15 protein-coding genes, 1 tRNA gene and 1 pseudogene are annotated in these 16,911 nt (G+C 62.5%); 6 read left to right on the top strand and 11 right to left on the bottom strand.

Translation table 11 applies throughout. The features are described from left to right. Positions 1–4 precede the first annotated feature (4 nt). The 4 genes and pseudogenes from HYH07_RS11590 to HYH07_RS11575 form a co-directional block, all read right to left on the bottom strand. Entirely contained in the window at positions 5–910 is a 906-nt protein-coding gene (locus HYH07_RS11590; RefSeq protein WP_220002613.1) for a fatty acid desaturase, read from the bottom strand. Between the two features lie 575 nt (positions 911–1,485). Next, positions 1,486–1,650 (bottom strand): annotated as a pseudogene (locus HYH07_RS11585) (IS3 family transposase); the annotation flags it as partial. Between the two features lie 34 nt (positions 1,651–1,684). Further along, positions 1,685–2,884 (bottom strand): FAD-dependent monooxygenase, encoded by a 1,200-nt coding sequence (locus tag HYH07_RS11580; RefSeq protein WP_220002612.1) that lies wholly within the window; start codon positions 2,882–2,884, stop codon positions 1,685–1,687. A gap of 562 nt (positions 2,885–3,446) precedes the next feature. After that, a tRNA-Leu gene (locus HYH07_RS11575) sits at positions 3,447–3,535 on the bottom strand. A gap of 789 nt (positions 3,536–4,324) precedes the next feature. On the opposite strand from HYH07_RS11575, the gene HYH07_RS11570 reads away from it, so the two are divergent. Further along, a complete protein-coding gene (locus HYH07_RS11570; RefSeq protein ID WP_220002611.1) occupies positions 4,325–4,735 on the top strand; it encodes a twin-arginine translocation pathway signal in 411 nt (136 codons plus the stop codon). A gap of 18 nt (positions 4,736–4,753) precedes the next feature. Here HYH07_RS11570 and HYH07_RS11565 read toward each other — a convergent pair whose 3' ends face one another. Next, positions 4,754–5,956, bottom strand: coding sequence for an FAD-dependent monooxygenase (locus tag HYH07_RS11565; RefSeq protein ID WP_220002610.1), 1,203 nt, complete (start codon positions 5,954–5,956; stop codon positions 4,754–4,756). Between the two features lie 18 nt (positions 5,957–5,974). Then, the gene (locus tag HYH07_RS11560; protein ID WP_007602543.1) at positions 5,975–6,220 is read right to left on the bottom strand and encodes a zinc-finger domain-containing protein; all 246 of its coding nucleotides are present in this window, start codon (positions 6,218–6,220) and stop codon (positions 5,975–5,977) included. Positions 6,221–6,526: 306 nt separating this feature from the next. Here HYH07_RS11560 and HYH07_RS11555 point away from each other — a divergent pair, with 306 nt between their 5' ends. Together HYH07_RS11555 and HYH07_RS11550 are read left to right on the top strand one after the other, a co-directional pair. Beyond that, entirely contained in the window at positions 6,527–7,663 is a 1,137-nt protein-coding gene (locus HYH07_RS11555) for a hypothetical protein (protein ID WP_220002609.1), read from the top strand. A gap of 35 nt (positions 7,664–7,698) precedes the next feature. Beyond that, entirely contained in the window at positions 7,699–8,454 is a 756-nt protein-coding gene (locus tag HYH07_RS11550; RefSeq protein ID WP_220002608.1) for an alpha/beta fold hydrolase, read from the top strand. Positions 8,455–8,489: 35 nt separating this feature from the next. On the opposite strand, the gene HYH07_RS11545 is transcribed toward HYH07_RS11550, so the two are convergent. Continuing rightward, on the bottom strand, positions 8,490–9,425 hold the full coding sequence (locus HYH07_RS11545) for a LysR family transcriptional regulator (protein ID WP_220002607.1): 936 nt from the start codon (positions 9,423–9,425) through the stop codon (positions 8,490–8,492). Positions 9,426–9,532: 107 nt separating this feature from the next. Here HYH07_RS11545 and HYH07_RS11540 point away from each other — a divergent pair, with 107 nt between their 5' ends. Continuing rightward, entirely contained in the window at positions 9,533–9,946 is a 414-nt protein-coding gene (locus HYH07_RS11540; protein WP_220002606.1) for a hypothetical protein, read from the top strand. A gap of 20 nt (positions 9,947–9,966) precedes the next feature. On the opposite strand, the gene HYH07_RS11535 is transcribed toward HYH07_RS11540, so the two are convergent. Then, positions 9,967–11,331 (bottom strand): hypothetical protein, encoded by a 1,365-nt coding sequence (locus tag HYH07_RS11535; RefSeq protein ID WP_220002605.1) that lies wholly within the window; start codon positions 11,329–11,331, stop codon positions 9,967–9,969. A 287-nt stretch (positions 11,332–11,618) separates the two neighbouring features. On the opposite strand from HYH07_RS11535, the gene cysE reads away from it, so the two are divergent. Continuing rightward, complete coding sequence (cysE, locus tag HYH07_RS11530; protein WP_057740949.1) at positions 11,619–12,443, top strand: serine O-acetyltransferase; 825 nt, start codon at positions 11,619–11,621, stop codon at positions 12,441–12,443. A gap of 125 nt (positions 12,444–12,568) precedes the next feature. Continuing rightward, a complete protein-coding gene (locus tag HYH07_RS11525) occupies positions 12,569–12,787 on the top strand; it encodes a DUF3126 family protein (protein WP_007602550.1) in 219 nt (72 codons plus the stop codon). Between the two features lie 250 nt (positions 12,788–13,037). On the opposite strand, the gene HYH07_RS11520 is transcribed toward HYH07_RS11525, so the two are convergent. The 3 genes from HYH07_RS11520 to HYH07_RS11510 all read right to left on the bottom strand — a co-directional run bounded on the left by HYH07_RS11520 (position 13,038) and on the right by HYH07_RS11510 (position 16,897). Next, a complete protein-coding gene (locus tag HYH07_RS11520) occupies positions 13,038–13,559 on the bottom strand; it encodes a PaaI family thioesterase (protein WP_228749414.1) in 522 nt (173 codons plus the stop codon). A gap of 63 nt (positions 13,560–13,622) precedes the next feature. Next, complete coding sequence (locus HYH07_RS11515; RefSeq protein ID WP_220002604.1) at positions 13,623–14,684, bottom strand: tetratricopeptide repeat protein; 1,062 nt, start codon at positions 14,682–14,684, stop codon at positions 13,623–13,625. A 368-nt stretch (positions 14,685–15,052) separates the two neighbouring features. Next, positions 15,053–16,897: a caspase family protein gene (locus tag HYH07_RS11510; protein ID WP_220002603.1), complete on the bottom strand. Its 1,845-nt coding sequence runs from the start codon at positions 16,895–16,897 to the stop codon at positions 15,053–15,055. Between the last annotated feature and the right edge of the window lie 14 nt (positions 16,898–16,911).

The raw sequence follows: 16,911 nt of genomic DNA, 5'->3' as shown, positions 1-16,911 counted from the left end.
TGATCTAGCGGTTGTTCATCCACACGCGGTGAAAGAACTCGCGATAGGTCGGTTCAACGTATTGATGCTTTCCGACATTCTGGTCGAATAGATCCGGTAGTGCCTCCATTGGAAGTCCGGGAGCAAGATGATGCTCCACATGGTAGTTGTTACCGTTGGTGAACCAGGTCAGAAACAGATTCGACTTGATGGAGCGCGTATTGGCGAAAACGTCAGTCGTTGTCATGTCGCAAAGATAGTGCTCGGGCATCTCGATCAGGGCATGAACCGGCGTCGCTACCAACGCGAAAGAAGCCGCCCAAGCGATAAGCGGGCGCCATTCGTGGAGCCAGAGCCCAAGGATTAGAAGCGCGCAGATCGCAGCTAGCATGAGAAGGTATTCAAATCGCATTCGATCGGAGGTCGCTTTGCTCTCACCATCGAACGGCTTGTTGCGTAGCGCCGTTAATGCGCTCCTGGCGAAGGTGACATAGTGCTGCAACATCAAAAGTCGCAAGGCCACCTGATATATGGTCAGCGGTTTTCCACCGTACTGATCCCCATAGTCGAAGAACTCTTTGTTGTCCGGCGTACCCAACAACCGGTGATGACGAAGATGACTAGCCCTGTATCCCGAATATGAAACCAGCATCGGCAGCCCAAGCAGGACGCCGACCAGATGGTTGATGCGTGCGTTTCGGTAGCCTAAGCCATGCAGAACTTGGTGTTGAAGCTCCACCGCGTGGGCTTGCCAAAGGCCAAGAAGGATTATGCCCACGACGACGAAGGCGGTGCTGTGCCAGCTCGCAAGATAGCCGCCGGCAACCGAGCCGATCGTCAAAATCGCCAGCTTCAAGGAGAACACAATATCGCTGGACCGAACTTTTTGCCTAAGCCCCAAATCAGCTTCGGCGGTCAGAGATTGCTGCATGGTAGTCTTGGTCCTTCCAAAGATCACGGGTATCGGCGATACATCTCATGATTGTTGAGCGAATCTAAGACACCTACAAGGCGTTTTCGTTTTTGTCGATCTTGACCGGCGAAGAAGTTGCTCATGTGCGTGGCGTGTAGAGTGGGGAACGGTTCAAGAATGCGTGAGTAGACTCCTCCGCTCAGGACGCCCTGTGCTCTAGGCAGCAAGCTGTGCTGCTAGCTTGTCATTCAGAAGGATGCGAAGATTTCGGCGTTGCTGCGAGGAACGTGGTGTCCGCTCCCGACGACAACATGATCGGACCATTGCCTATCGTTTGGTCACAGCGATTCTTCGGGCGGTGGAGAGATCCTGGCGTTCTGACCCGTGTTTGGTTCGGCTGGGGCAAGTGTGTCTTTGAAGATTTGACCACTGTGTTCGCAGGGGAAGCAAAATTGCAAAATCGTTCTCTTCCTCTCAATCTTGACGAACACGTCAGCGCAAGGCGCTCAATTGCACGTTCAACGCGTCGCCTAGCATATAAGATGTGGAGGTAAAATAAAAAACTTCGCGTTGTATTTAGAAAGTGATGTCTAGCGGCCGATCGAGGTGCGCGCTTCACTAACGCCTTCGTAGGCGCGCAGATAGACCTCCTCATATTTGACGCTGCGCCACAGCCGCTCGACGAACACGTTGTCCCGCCAGGCGCCGTGGCCGTCCATGCTGATGGCGATGCCGTTACCGGCGAGCACACCGGTGAACGGGGGATGCGAAGCTCAGGCCGCCGCCAGCAAGTTATTGATACGTCGGAAAGGCGAAGTCGTCCGCTATCTTTCTTGCCCGCTTCTCGTCGTTTGGCTTCAGCAGCTTCTGCACGATTTTGTTTGAAAAGAACCGCTGAATAATCCGCGTCAGCAAAATCCCCGTCTGCGACTTTACGTGAATCAACCGGACGAGTGTCGGGTTCAAGCGCTTTTGCGATGCTTCGGCGTAGGGACGCACAAGCCCTTCATAAGAAGCAAGGGCCGCCTTGTAATCCGCGCCGCGCTTGATCTCTCCCGCAAGGACATAAGCTCCGACGAGGGCTAAAGCGGTTCCCTCTCCCGTGAATGGCGTGGGGCAGTGCGCCGCATCGCCCAGCAGAACGAATCTACCCTTCGACCAGGTCGTCGCATGGACCTGGCTCATCGGTCCAAAATAGAAATCACGGACCGATCCCAATTCTTCGCTGATTCGATCTGCGACTGTACCCCGGCCTTTGAGGGCGCCCAGCAACAGTTCCCTTCTTGCCGTAGGATCGTCGGCGGCAACGTCGTCTTTCCCCCTGAGGAAAGTAATTAGAACCGTCGTCTCCTGGTCTTTGCCGGGCCGTAGGGCTATGAACGTCCCTCCTATGCCGTTAACTGTATAGGCCCAGTTGTCATCCTCCGGACGCCGGGGAATCTTGAAGAACGACATATATGCGCCGAGATAGCGAAGGTGAGTCTGCTCGGCAAGAACCAGTGCCCTTGTCGGCGAATTGAATCCCTCGGCGCAAATCACCAGCTCGAAGTCTTCAACTGACCCATCATTGAAGGTTACGGATATGCCTTGATCATCGTCTTCGAGGCTGCTTACGGCTAAGCCAAATCTGTACTCGCACATCCCACGGGTGGCGTCGAAAAGGACTTGGGCTAAGTCGCCGCGCAAAATTTCGTAATCGCTCGTCAGGCTGCCTACTGACCCCTTGGGAAAAGCAGCAATCTCGTTGCCCTCTGCATCCAGATATTTCTGACCTTGTTCACGGGTGTTTTTCTCTTCGATCGCTTCCGTCAAGCCCATCTTTGCGACGACATGCTGCCCCGCACCCTTGATATCGACATTCTGCCCGCCATCGCGCAGGGCTTTCGCTTTTTCGACTATAACGACGGAGTAGCCGTTTTTGCTCAGCCAGTAACCGCAGGTTGGGCCTGCCACACCAGCTCCGCAGATCAGGATTTTCCGTTCAGCTTTCACAGGCCACCCTCGTATATTGTCCGCGCCTCGCCGACCTCTACGACCACTTTCGGCATAAAGTGTGGGAACGACTGTTCGCGCTTCTCACTGCAATCCTACCGCACTGAGACGCAATCAGCAGCGGCTCTGCAATTATTCTAACCACCATCAAATTAGAACGAGTTGACGTTTCGCCTTCGCACCCGCTTTTGCTGCGGCCCGCCTTGACATCACTCTGCTTGCTCTAACGATAGGTAGCGGCACAATGCCGGCTCCTCGGCATTTGTGATGCAAAGCCGCTTGCGACGGGCACGGCGCTCGTCAAGATTACGGTGACAGCGCTGAACTGCACCCCTGAAGGGGTGCAGTCCAGCGCACTTAACTAGCGCGCCGCGCCTACAGCAAAAACTGACGTTGTCTTCATTTGAAGAAGACAGCAAGAGAACCGCGGGTTTCTGGGGCAGCATCGCAGCATCGCGGGAGCTGCTGAGCCTGGGGCATTTCCGCACCCCGTCTAACATGGCCGAATCTGCCTTCGCCCGACGATATGTCCTTATCTCCAGCCGCTGGACGAAGATAACGTTGGTGCGGGCAGCCGGAATCGAACCGGCACAGCTCTTGCGAGCCGAGGGATTTTAAGTCCCTTGCGTCTACCAATTCCGCCATGCCCGCATGATTGAGCTATAACGATTTTTCGGTGCGGAGGGCAACCCGTTGGACAGAAAAACCCTCCGGTTAGACACAGGTTCACCCGTTTGTTGTTCTTGCGGGCGCGATAGCGCACTGCTGTCGAAATTGGTCTGCCCGCGCAGGCCGACGTAGCGCGCCAGCAATCAAGCGCCAGGCAGTCGAACGCGTAGAGCTGCGCCTTGTCGTCGTGCCGGTTTGAGTGGCGAGCGTCGAAGTCCGATAGGTAGCGCCGTCCCCTGTTTGGAGTACGGGCTGCGCGTCGAATACACGTCAACGTGAAGCGGCCCGTTTACCACCTTACCGGCGGCAGGGTGGCTCTCGCCCGCAGGTTGTGGCAGAAGCCGCGCCGGAATGCGGGATTTGGAATGCAATGAAAGTGTTTGTTGTGGGCGTGGCTCTCCTCGCCCTGGTTACGTTTCTGGTGGCGATGGAGATCAGGGCTGCTAGCAAAGAGGACTGTACGCCAATCGAAATCGGGCACGTTCTAAAGACGGGGTGCTAGGGCTAGATCGGTACCGGCTGCGTCGACGATGCGCCGGGCTGTTTTCGGATCTGGCTGAATTTTAAGTCCCTTTCCGTCCACCAATTCCGCCATGCCCGCTTGATCCAACGAGATCAAACATTTAAGCCCCGTCCAGCCGTCTGGAATCGGCGCTTCGGCTGCATAGGGGGGCTTGCTTAAGCGAGCCGGCGGCACAAGGCAAAGCCTCAATCCGGACATCTGGCCCTGCTTTAGGCATTGTCAATTCACGAAGGACTATTTTGCGACCCATGCCTGCTTCGCCTTTCTCTTCCTCACGCGCGCCTTGCGCGGTTGCCGCGCTGGTCGTGGCCGGCTTCGCGCTATCAGGCTGCGCCGGCATGAGCGAGACGGTCGCACCCGCCTTTGCCGATCCCGCCAAATACGAATTGTACGACTGCAAGCAACTCGAGGCCGAGCGCAAAAAACTCGCCGAGCGCACCGCGGAGTTGCAGAGGCTGATGGACAAGGCCGAGACCGGGACCGGCGGCGCCGTCGTGTCTGAGCTCGCCTATCGCAACGATTACCTCGCGGTTCGCGGCTCGGCGCAGCTGGCCGAAGACGCCTGGCGCCGCAGCCGGTGCCGGGAAACGCCGCCCAACATGACGCCGGCGACCACCGCACCTCAGCGGCCGGACATCAAGCCCGCGCCGAAGCGCTAGCGTGCCGCGGCGTTCGCATCACGGACGCCAGCCGTAGATCCAGTCCTGCCGCGCCAGCATGCGCCCGGGTCCCAGCGCGCGGATCACCAGATCACGCGCGAGCGCGAAGGCACCGCCCAGATGATAGATGCGGCCCTGCTGCCGCGCGGTGCGCTGCACTTTCCTGACACGGGCCTGACGCGCCTGGCCATATCGCTGCAGTGCTGCGGAGACGCTGCCCGCGTCCTCGGCGTCCTCGAGGCTCAGATGCCGGGCGAGCACGGCGGCATCCTCGATCGCCATGCCGGCACCTTGCGCGGCAAACGGCAGCATCGCATGCACGGCATCGCCGAGCAGCGCGACCGGGCCCTTGCTCCAGGGGCATCCGTCGGGCACGCCGAACAACGCCCATTTGCGCCAGCTGTCGACGGTGGCCAGCATCATCCGCGCCGTCGGCGGCCAGCGCGGCGCGGCGAAGGCCTCCATCAGCTCGAAGGGATCGCCTGGCGTGCTCCAGCCAGGCCTGTTCCAGGTTCCCGGCAGCACCGCCACCACGTTGAGCTGGCGGCCGCCCGCGATGGGGTAAGCGACCAGATGCGCATTCGCGCCCATCCAGAGCTGCACCCGCCGCGCCGTAAAATCCTTCGGCAATTGCGTGGCATCCAGCGTGCCGCGCCAGGCGATCAGCCCGGCGAAGTGCGGCTGCACCTCGGGAAACAGATGCTGGCGCACCGTCGACCAGATGCCGTCGGCGCCGATCAGCGCGCTGGCGAGATCGCTGCGGCGGATGGTGCCGCTGCGATGCACGACCGTCAGTCCCTTGGCGTGAGGGGCGACATCCTCGAAGGTCGCGCCCAGCTTCAAATCGATATCGGGATGATCGGCGACAGCACCCGCGAGCGCCGATTGCAGGTCGGCGCGGTGCACGACCCAATAGGGGGCCCCGGCGCGCGCTGATGCCGCTTCGCCGAGCGGCATCCGCAACAGTTCGCCGCCGGCGCGCGCGCTCATGATCGAGACTGCTTCCGGGACCACGGCGCGCAGCTTGAGCCGGTCGGTGAGGCCAAGCTCGACCAGCACGCGGCTGGCATTGGGGGAGAGCTGCAGGCCGGCACCGACCTCCTCGAGCCGCTCGGCCTTTTCCAGCACGACGATGCGAAACCCGCGCTCAGCGAGCGCAAGCGCAGCCGTCAATCCTCCGATCCCGGCACCAGCAATGACGATCGTTCGCGGGAGGGCCACCCTGACCGAAGGAAGCGGTCAGGCCACCTTGTCCTTCAAGACGCATTCGGGCGGACGGGCTTCGCCCGCCTTCAGGTCGGCGGCGAAGCGGTACAGCGTCGAGCAGTACGGGCAGATGATCTCGTTGTCGTTGCCGAGGTCCAGGAACACGTGCGGATGGTCGAACGGAGGGTTGGCGCCGACGCACATGAACTCTTGCGAGCCGATCTCGATGACGGGGACACCGGCATCGTTATGGAAGTGCGGGACGACATGGTCGGACATCGTAGTTCATCCTGGAGTGGCAATGGCGGCAGACACAATCAGCAGTGACGCGCATATTATTGACGCGCGGACCATACTGTTGGGTGCAAGTGATTGCTAGCCCGACGGAACCGAAAGGTTCGCAATTGCCCCATGCTCATTTGCTCATGCAAATTCGACACAATCTTGTCGCTTCAGAGAAGCCCTTCTTTCGTCGGGGACGTTGTGTCGCAATTTGGGCATACTATCTGTCTCGGACATGCGAATTCGCGACGAAAGACCAACCATCAGGCGCAAAATGATTCTGCCAATGTCCAGGCTTTCAGCATGAAGTGGCTGCGAATCAGCTTCGCCTTGGCAGGAATTGCTGCATGCAGCCTCGTGCTCGCGCAGGTAGCACCGCATGCCCGGCAGGCCGGCGCTGTGCTCGCCGCGAGGGACGATCCCGCGGCCTTGTCCGAGCTCAAGCTTGATGAGGCCCTCGCGAGCAACGACCACCTGGTTCAGGACAATATCGAGGCTGCGCTGAGGGCTGGTGATGCCGATCTCGCCGACAGCTTTGTCGCGCTCGCGCGTGATCGCAACATCGCGCTGCCCGACGATGTGCTCAGCAGGGTCAGCGACGCGGTCAAGACCGAGAATTCCACCTCGCATTTCGCCAAGCGCTTCGCCACCGGTCTCGTCACCGGCAATGCCGATGATGTCGCCAGCCTGTCAGGGACGGTCGCCGGCGATCTTTTCGTGATCGGCGATATCAGGGACGTCGTGCGCGAGGGCAAGCATCTTGCGATGGGTGAGGATACCGATCGCCTGGTGCTCGGGCTTGCCACCGCAGGTCTTGCGGTCACCGCCGTGACCTACGTGTCCGCCGGCGGCGCCGCGCCCGTTCGTGCCGGGCTGACGCTGGTGAAGGATGCCCGCAAGGTCGGGCGGCTCGGCGAGGGTCTCGCCGCATGGGCCGGCCGGTCCGCGCGCGAAGTGGTCGACGCACCGTTGCTGCAGAACGCGGTCGCCAAGGGTTCGGTGTTCCGCCCGGGTGAGACCGTGAGCGCAATCAAGGCCGCATTCCGCGTCGAGAAGGCCGGTGCGCTGGTCCGGCTCGGCAAGGACGTCACGCGCGTCGTCGAGAAATCAGGGACGCGCGGCGCCATGGATAGCTTGCGCATTGCCGAAGGGCCCAAGGATGTCGCGCGCGCGGCGCGGCTGGCGGAAGCGCAGGGCGGCAAGACGCGCGCGATCATGAAGCTGCTGGGGCGTGGTGCATTGCTGCTCGTCGGCGGCGCGTTCGATCTGACGCTGTGGCTGTTCGGTGCCGCGCTGACGCTGTTCGGCCTAATATCCTCGATCAAGGCGACCACGGAGCGCCTGACGCAGGCATGGTGCGATCGCAGACGGGCCCGGCGGCTTCGCCGGGCGCAGATGGCAGCTGAGGCTGCTCTGGCCAGCGCGGTCCCGACCGCCTAAGATCGAACTTCCCCACCAACATTGTGGACCTGCTGATGCCGAGCTTTCACAACGGCGCCGTTGAAATTGCCTATCTCGACGAAGGCGAGGGCGAGCCGATCATCCTGGTGCACGGCTTTGCCTCCAGCAAGAATGTGAACTGGGTTTATCCGACCTGGGTCTCGGAGCTGCGCAAGAACGGCCGCCGCGTCATTGCGCTGGACAATCGCGGCCATGGCGAGAGCGTCAAGCTCTACGATCCCGCGCAATATTCGATCCCCACCATGGCCAGCGACGTGCTGGCGCTGATGGATCATCTCGCCATCCCGCAGGCCGACATCATGGGCTATTCGATGGGCGGGCGGATGACGGCCTGGCTCGGCCTCAACGAGCCGCAGCGCCTGCGCTCGGCGATCCTCGGCGGCATCGGCATCGGCGGCCTGATCGAGGGCACAGGTCCTGGCGAGAACGTCGCCAAGGCGCTGGAAGCGCCCTCGCTCGACGACGTCAGCGATCCCGTCGGCCGCACCTTTCGTGCGTTTGCGGACCAGACCCGCTCCGACCGTGTGGCGCTGGCCGCCTGCCTGCGTGGCACGCGCGATCTCATGACCCGCGACGAGGCCGCGCGCATCGATGTGCCCGTGCTGATCGCGGTCGGCTCGGCCGATGACGTTGCGGGTTCGGCCAGCGCGTTAGGTGCGATCATCCCGGGATCGGAAGTGCTTGATATTCCCGGCCGCGATCACATGCGCGCGGTCGGTGACAAGGTCTACAAGACAGGCGTTTTGGATTTCCTGTCGCGCCGCGGCTGAGGCGATCGCGTCGTTGCCCCGGTGACGCCGGCGCGTCACACTGCTGCGTCGCTGAACGCGGCGGGAAGCGTTTTGAGGAACGACATGACGCGCTGTGTGCGCAGGGGCGGGCGGCGGTCGGAGGTGCGCAGCATCCATAGCGGTTCCCCAGACGCGCGCCAGGGCGCAAGCACTTCGACCAGGCGGCCGGCGCGAAGGTCTTCGCTGACGAGCCACGCTGGTCCCCAGCCGATCCCAAACCCATCCGCGATCAAGGCAAGCGAAGCGTGCGCGTCGTCGCAAATGTGCTTGGGCTTGGGCGTGACGCGAATGGGTGCTTTGCCGCGCGGGTCGGCAAAGCGCCAGGTCAGGATCTGACCGCTCGCAGGATTGCGGAAGCCGACGTGGACGTGGGCGGACAGCTCGTAAGGAGTCGCCGGCGCGCCGCGCGCGTTCAAATAGGCCGGCGAGGCACAGGCGATCCATGAGAAGGTGCAAAGCCGCCGCGCCTGATGGCCGGGCGCGCGGTCGAGGGGCCCTGAGCGGATCGCGACGTCGACACCTTCCGCCGCGAGATCGAGAATCTCGTTGCGGAATTTGACCTCGATCTCGATTTCCGGCCGTTCCCGCAGGAACGCGGGCAGTCGCGGCAGGATGCAGGCGCGCGCGAACGAGGCGGGCGCGGTCACGCGCACCCGTCCGCCATCGTCGCGCGCGACTTCGCCGAGCGCGGATTGGACACGGGCGAGACTTTCGGCCAGCCCGCGTCCCGCCGCCATCAGCCTGTCGCCCTCTTCGGTCAGCGCCAACGAATGGGTGGAGCGATGCAAAAGCCGCAAGCCGCGAGCCTTCTCGAAGCGGGCCACCGCCTTGGACATCGCCGAGGTGGTCGTTCCCGCCCGCCGCGCGGCTTCGGCGAAGGAGCCCGCCTCGACGACGCGGACGAAGGCGAGGAGACGCGAGACGTCGGGAGGCAAGGTCGTTGTGGACATGTAGTCCACATAATCATGGCTACGCGGTCACTACAAGAGTCCTTCCCGGACCGCTAGATACGGAGCGTCAGCGCGCATTCTGCAGCGCTCAAAACGCGGGAAGTCCCATGAACCTCGTCGAAATCACTCTGCAAGCCCTTGACGAAGCCGAGCGCGCGATTCCACCCGGCCAGCCGGTTTATATGCTCAATCTGCTGCGCTACCGCGTGCATGCGCGGTACGAGGACGGCTTCGACGCCGCGCCCTGCTCGGGCCGTGAAGCCCTTCATGAACGCTATAGGCCGGCATTTCGCCGTCTCGCGGCCGGCAAGCCGCTCGTGCGGATGTTCGCCGGGCCGGTCCTGGCGAGCCTTGTCGGCTCGTCAGGCGAACGTTGGGACGAAGCGGCGCTCAATGAGTACGGCGATTTCGCCACCTTCCGCTCGATCGTCGATAACGAGACTTACCGGCGCGAAGTCGCCCCGCATCGGCACGCGGCGCTCGAGGATTTCCGGCTGTTCGCGCTCGTCAAAGCGATGTGATCGCATCGAGGCAAGGCTCGTCATCCTTCGTTGCGCGCCGGCTCCTCGCCCAGCCGCCGCGCCAGCGCCATCAGCACCACGAAGGTCGCAAGCCACACCATGCGCGCGCCGTAGCGGTCGTGTGGTCCCGAGATCACGCCGCAGATGAAGGCATTGCCGAGCAGGGCCAGCGTCACGGTCGCCGCCAGCAGCGTCAGGTCGTCGAGCCGGCGATAAGCGAGCGCGTGTCCCAGCAGCACGAGCAGCCCCAGCATCGAAACCAGCGCGACGGGCACGTGCAGCCGGTTGATGGTGTTGAAATCGAGCTCCCAGTTCTGCTGGCGCGCCGCGCGCATCGGCGCGACCTGCGCCGGGATATAGCGCTCGATGATGCCGTAGGTGTGCGGAATCCAGACACTGGCGCCTTCGCCGGTCGCGACATGCAGCAATTGCCGGCCCATCGCCCGCAGCGCGGCGCCTAGCTGCCAGGCCGGATAGTCGGCGAGCGATCGCTCGACGATGGTGCCCATCTCGTCGCCCAGGCCGTCGAAGCGGCCGAGCGTGTTGAACATGCTCTTGCCCCACAGGAATTCGTCGGCCGTCGCCGGCAATTCGTTGCGATAGGGGCAGAGCTTGAAGTGTTCGCGCGGGCAATGATCGCCAAGGAAGCGCGCAACGATGCCATCCTGCATCATGCGGCCGAAGGCGACGCCAGTGCCGCCGGGCGTCCAGGCCCATTTGCCTGATAGCGCGTGGTTAGCCGCGATCAGCATCATCCCGCCCGCGACGATGGTCAGGCTCGCCCGGGCAAGACCTGACATCGGCAGACGCGGCCCAAGCCACGGCCGCACCATCCAGCCGACGGCGCAGAGCCCGAGCAGCACGCCGAGCGTGGCGCTATGGGTTGCGGCCGCAAAAGCGGTGAAGACGAACAGCGCGGCCTTCTCGAACCCCGAGATGCGACTGCCGCCGACGATCAGCAGAAACAGCGACAGCACCGACAGCCCGGCGAAGATGTCGGTGAGCAGCATGCTGGCGAGCCAGGGCAACGCCGTCGACACGATCAGCAGCAGGCTGATGGCGACGAAGCGGGCCGTCTGCATCATCGAGAGGACGCGCAAGGTGAGCTGCAACAGCCACATCGTGACCAGCGACTGGACCGCGAGGTTGATCCAGAATCCGAAAGCCTCGCCATAGTGCAGATAGAGGCCGAACACGGTGGACCGGCTCGGCACCAGATAGCCTTCGTACCAGCGCGCCAGATAGCCCCCGGTATCCCATTGCAACAGCGGATAGCCGTTCCAGATCGCCGGCGCGATCATGAGCAGGGGCAGAGCCACCGCCGCCAGCCGCAGCCAAAGCGTAGGCGCGGCGCGCGCGCGCGATTGTTCGGTGATGATGCTCAAAACGGCTCCGTGGTCGTCATGACCATGCCCGCGATGAGGGTCGGGACGAAATTCACCAATAGTTTGACGCGACCCGGCTTGAATTTGGCAAGACTCTGACCATTTCAAGCCGACCTTGCGGTCTGGGGGCACCAGAAGAATCTGTTGTGTTTCAATGCGTTGGCGTGCTTCCGCAAAGCAAGGCGCAGTTCACTCTCAGGCAAGCCCGTCAGGACTTTGTCGCCTACACTGTGCTATAAGGCCACCGAGACCAGCCTATCCGAAGAGCAAATCCCAAAGAGAAAATCATGGCAGTGCATCAGGTCAATCCGGGAGGAAAGCTCGCGTCGCTCGATCCGATCTGGGACCGGATCCGTGGCGAGGCAGAGGACATCGTCCACCGCGAGCCCGAGCTTGCGACCTTCATCTACTCGACCGTGCTGCATCACAGCCGTCTCGAGGATTCCGTGATCCACCGTCTCGCCGACCGGCTCGATCATTCGGCGCTGTCGGGCGACCTGGTGCGCCAGACCTATGACGAGGCCCTGCGCGAGGACCCTGATTTGGGCAACGCCTTCCGCGCCGATCTCGTCGCCGTCTACGACCGTGATCCCGCGACCTCGCGCTTCATCGATCCCTTGCTCTACTTCAAGGGCTTTCATGCGATCCAGACCCATCGCCTGGCGCACTGGCTCTATCTGAAGGGCCGCAAGGACTTTGCATATTATCTGCAGAGCCGCGCCTCCGCGGTGTTCCAGACCGACATCAATCCCGCCGCGCGCATCGGCCGCGGCATCTTCCTCGACCATGCCACCGGCTTCGTCTGCGGCGAGACCGCTGTGATCGAGGACGACGTCTCGATCCTGCACGGCGTCACGCTCGGCGGCACCGGCAAGGAGAACGAGGATCGCCATCCGAAGATTCGTCATGGCGTGCTGATCGGCGCCGGCGCAAAAATCCTCGGCAATATCGAGATCGGCCATTGCGCGCGCATTGCGGCAGGCTCGGTCGTGGTCAAGCCCGTGCCGCACAACGTCACGGTCGCCGGCGTGCCGGCCAAGATCGTCGGCGAGGCCGGCTGCGCCGAGCCGTCGCGCACCATGGACCAGATGATCAACGCGATGGGACTTTAAGCCTGCGTTTCCCAAGGGCCGGATTTGCCGGCCCTTTCGTCCCCAAATTCTTTGGCAATTCATGCTGGCGGTTCGCCGCGTCTCGTCCTAAAACGCGGCCGACCAATTTCGATCGGAGACTTGCCGTGGACGTCAAAGAAGTCAGAAAGCTGGACGCGTATCTGAAGCGCGTATTCGGCAATCCCAAGATCCGCGTCGTGCCGCGGCCGAAGAAGGACGATTCCGCCGAGGTCTATATCGGCGAGGAGTTCATCGGCGTCCTCTTCGTCGACGACGAGGACGATGATCGCTCGTTCCAGTTCCAGATGGCGATCCTCGAGGACGATCTGGTCGACCAGGAATAGTTGGTACGCCGAGATTGCGCGCGAAGCGGAGTTTTAGCCGCGCGCGGCGTTCTCTCGTGTCCCGGACGCACTGCAACGCTTTTTAGCATTGCAGTGCAGATCCGGGACCCAGAAGCCACACAGCGCACCTCTGCAACATGGGCCCCGGCTCTGCAGCGCACCGTCGAAGAGACGCTGCGCTGCGTCCGGGGCACGCATTGAAGATCGAGGCGCGCTCTTTCCACACCATCAGCGTTACGGCCGCATAACTCTATTTCTTCGTAAGCACGCGCAGCCGCGCAATTGCATCGGCAACCACGACGCCCTCCGCATCGATGAGATCGGCCTGCACGACCATCTCGCGATCCATCCGTTCGATGATCCGGGCACGCGCCGTCATGGGGCCAACCGCTGCGGGCTTAAGGAAACGCGTATCGAGGCTCGTGGTCACGACTGTCAGATCGGGTGTGAGTGCCGCCAAGGCGCAAATCCCCGTGGCCGAGTCCAGCATCGCCGCGAGGAAGCCGCCTTGGATTGTCCCATGCCTGTTGGTGAACGCGCTCTGAGCCTGGAAGCGGATCAGCGCTCGCCCGCTCTCGTCGAAGCCGAGCCACTCGCGCCCCAGCAACTGCGCACCGGGCGGGAGGTTTGCCGTCGCATCGCTCACATCGTTCACCCCGACGTTTTCCTGAAAAGTGAAGGTACCAAGCAGTCGATCCGGCGCAAGGTCTGGCCGCGCTTTGCTATCGGCAACAATCTGTGGGTAGGGCACGTGATCGCGCGCATCTGGCATGGGGGTGTTTTTGCCATTTGGTTGCAGCGCCCCCCGCCGTTCGGCGCGTTGCAAACATGGCGATCACGGACCGTTCACCGCCTTTGTGACGCGCTCCACTGCCTTTTGACCATCTCGGTCGGAGGGAGCCAATTCGGAGAACGTTCTGAAATCCGCCAACGCGCGTGGCGGATCGTTCTTCCGCTCCCATGATATGCCGCGGTTATAGAATGCGATCGCGAAGTTTGGATTGAGCCGTATCGCCTGGTTCGCATCTTCGATGGCGCGGTCGTATTCGCCCTTGGCGTTGTAGGCGGCACCGCGGTTGTTGAACGCTTCGAAATGGCCCGGATCAAGCCGGATCGCCTGGTTGAAATCTTCGATGGCGCGGTCGAATTCGCATTTGGCGTTATAGATGTTGCCGCGGTTGTTGAACGCGCTTGCGTAGTTCGGATTGAGGCGGATCGCCTCGCTGTAATCCGCGATGGCGTCGTCGTATCGGCCTTTGCTTTTGTAGGCGATGCCGCGGTTGTAGAACATATCCGCGCGGTTCGGCTTGAGCCGGATTGCCTGGTTGTAGTCCTCGATGGCGCTGTCGTGATCGCCTTCGACGTCATAGGCGATGCCGCGGTTGTAGAACGCATCTGCGTGTTTCGGGTTGAGCCGGATCGCCTGGCTGTAGTCCTCGATAGCGCGGTCGCGCTGGCCCATGTTGCCATAGGTATTGCCGCGGTTGTTGAACGCGTGTGCATAGTTCGGATTGAGCCGGATCGATTGGTCGTAATCCTCGATGGCGCGGTCGTATTGGCCTTTGGCAAAATAGGCGTTGCCGTGGTTGAAGAACGCCAATGCGTAGTTCGGATCGAGCCCGATGGCCTGGTTGCAATCTGCAAGGGCCTTGTCGCTTTCTTGCTTTCCGTTCCACTCGGAGCAACGATTGTTGAAAAGGGCGGCAAGCTGACGACCGCTGTATTGACCGGAATCGATCGCTCGCGAACACGCGGCTATTGCCTCTTCGCCAGATGCCCTTCCACATGTATTCACATCGTCGGCCGCGGCTGGCGTCGCCGCCAACCAAAAGGCCAGAGCCGCCAGCGCGGACAAGGCGACCGCCAGACCCAGCAGCACTACCCTCAACGTCGACATGGCAACCCCCCGGACAATTTGCCCTGTTTGTCGTCGTTCCCAAGCAGGAGGTTCAGGCCGGCCGACGAACTGCCGCCCGGGCGCGTAGCAACCCGCAGCATTGCAGTGCAAAGCCGGGACCCAGAAGCCGCACAACGGATCTCTGCAACAAGGCCCCGGCTCTGCAGCGCACCTTCGAAGGGACGCTGCGCGGCGTCCGGGGCCCGAGATCGCGTTTTGGGCACAGCTGCATCAGCATCGTCATTGCTTCGCGGAGCCTGTCATCGGGCCGCGCTTCGCGCGGACCCGTTGGCTCGCAATGACGGACGATGGACCTGAGGTCGCCTGCCGTCGGGTGGTGAGCCGCGGGGTGCTCTTATCGCTCGGCCTCAGTTGCAGACTTCGAAGTTGGTCGCGGTGGCGCTGCCGCCCCCATACCCGCGCGCAAATTCGAGTCGACAACCCGGCCGAACCGGACGGCAGCCGGCTTGGCTGCAAACCATTTGCCCTGTCGCCTGTGGCTTCGCGGGCGCGGCCTCGCTCTTCTTTCTCTGATCGTCGCGCGGCTTGGCATCTTCGCGGGTCGCGACGGGCTTCTTGTCCTGCACCTTCTCGCATTCATTGTCGTCATTGATGCGGAAGCCGGCGCGGCAGGTGATCTTCACGCAGGCATCGCCATCGGCCTTGAAGCCGTGGTCGCAGACCAGCGGGCAGACCCGGCCCGGCTTGGCCTTGATGGCGTCGAGCGCCTCGATGTTTGCGAGCTTGGTGTCGAGCTTCGTCCCCGCATATTTGTTGAACAGCGTCAGCGAGCGTTGCGATGACGCATTCCAGTCGCCGTCTGCGTTGCTCGCGAAACATCCGACGCGCCGGAGCTCTGACTGCACCAGTTTGGCGGTTTCTTGCGGCGAGAGAGAGGAGGGCGATTGGGTTGGGACGATGGCTGCGACCTTCTGCTCGCCTTGCGTCTTCTCAGCCGTCTGTTTGGCCAGCTCGGCCGCTGCCTTGTCGTTCGCGATCTTGTCGGCGAGCGCCTTCTCCGCGGCCTGCTTGTCGGCCAGCGCCTTGGCCACGGCGGCCTCGGCATCCTTCCGGCGCTGCTCGGCCGCGAGCGCCTTGGCTTCCTCGACCTGCTTGGCCTTTTCAGCGGCAATTCGGGCATTCTCTGCGGCTTTGGCGGTGGCCGCCGCCTTCTCCTGCTCAGCCTTATTGGCGCGCTCAGCCGCAAGGCGCGCCTTTTCGTCTTCCGCCTGGCGCGCTTTCGCCGCTGCGGCTGCGCGGGCCTCTTCGGCAGCGACGTTCTTCAGTTGCGCACGCGCAAGGCCGGCATAGAAGCCGTCGGGATAGGCCTGCAAAAATGCTTCCCATGCGTCGCGGTTTCCGGCCTGCAGCGCCAGCTCGTAGTCCCGGCGGATGCTGTCCTGAGGGTTGGCTTGCGGGCCCTGGGGCGCAGTGACCACAGGCTTCGCCGGAACGAGCGAAACGTCGTCGCCGCCGAGCGAGCCATAGACAAAGGGCTCCTGCTTGTTTCCGGTGGCCTTGAGCACGTCGTCACGGACGAATCGAAAGGCCTTGCCCAGATCGAGGCCCGGCGTCGGCAGGCGTTCGACCAGCGCGGTGGCAAACGGGCTGTTCTTGCTATCGCCGTCCGAAGCAGTCGAGCCTGCCTTCGCCGCGAAGGCGATCATGGTGTTCGGGCTGGTCGGCTCGACCTTGGCAAGGCCGCGGCCGATCGCGCGCGAGGCGATCGTGCGCTTCATCGTCTTGGCGAACGGGTTGTCGCGGCAGGCATCAAGTATGACGAGGCGCAGTTGCTTGGCAGGCTCGATGGCAAACAGCACCCGGTCGAGCGGGAACGCCTCGTCGAGAACGTCGGTATCGGTCTCCAAGGCAGCATCGGTCGGGATCAGATAGTTGGTGCCATCGAGCTCGATGCCGTGACCCGCGTAGTAGACCACCGCGACGTCGGCCGCGCGGGCCTTGCTGCCGAACTCGCGCAGCGCCTTGCGCATGTCGACCACGTTCAGGTCGAGCTTGACGTCGACGGCGTCGAAGCCGGCCTTCTTGAACATGTCGCCGACCAGAGCGGCATCGTTCGCAGGATTCGCGAGCCTCGCCACGTTCTTGTAGGCCGAGTTGCCGATGACCAGCGCGACGCGCTTCTCGGCGTGCGCCGAGCTGCCCCCGAGCCAGGCAGCGAGGATGACCAAACCAAGAAACCGAAGCGCGCCCATTGCAGCCCTCGTTC

Source organism: Bradyrhizobium sp. BR 10261 (assembly GCF_019455395.1).
Classification (GTDB): domain Bacteria; phylum Pseudomonadota; class Alphaproteobacteria; order Rhizobiales; family Xanthobacteraceae; genus Bradyrhizobium; species Bradyrhizobium manausense.
The sequence above is the reverse complement of the archived record's forward strand: the minus strand, read 5'-3'. Positions and strand labels throughout refer to the sequence as shown.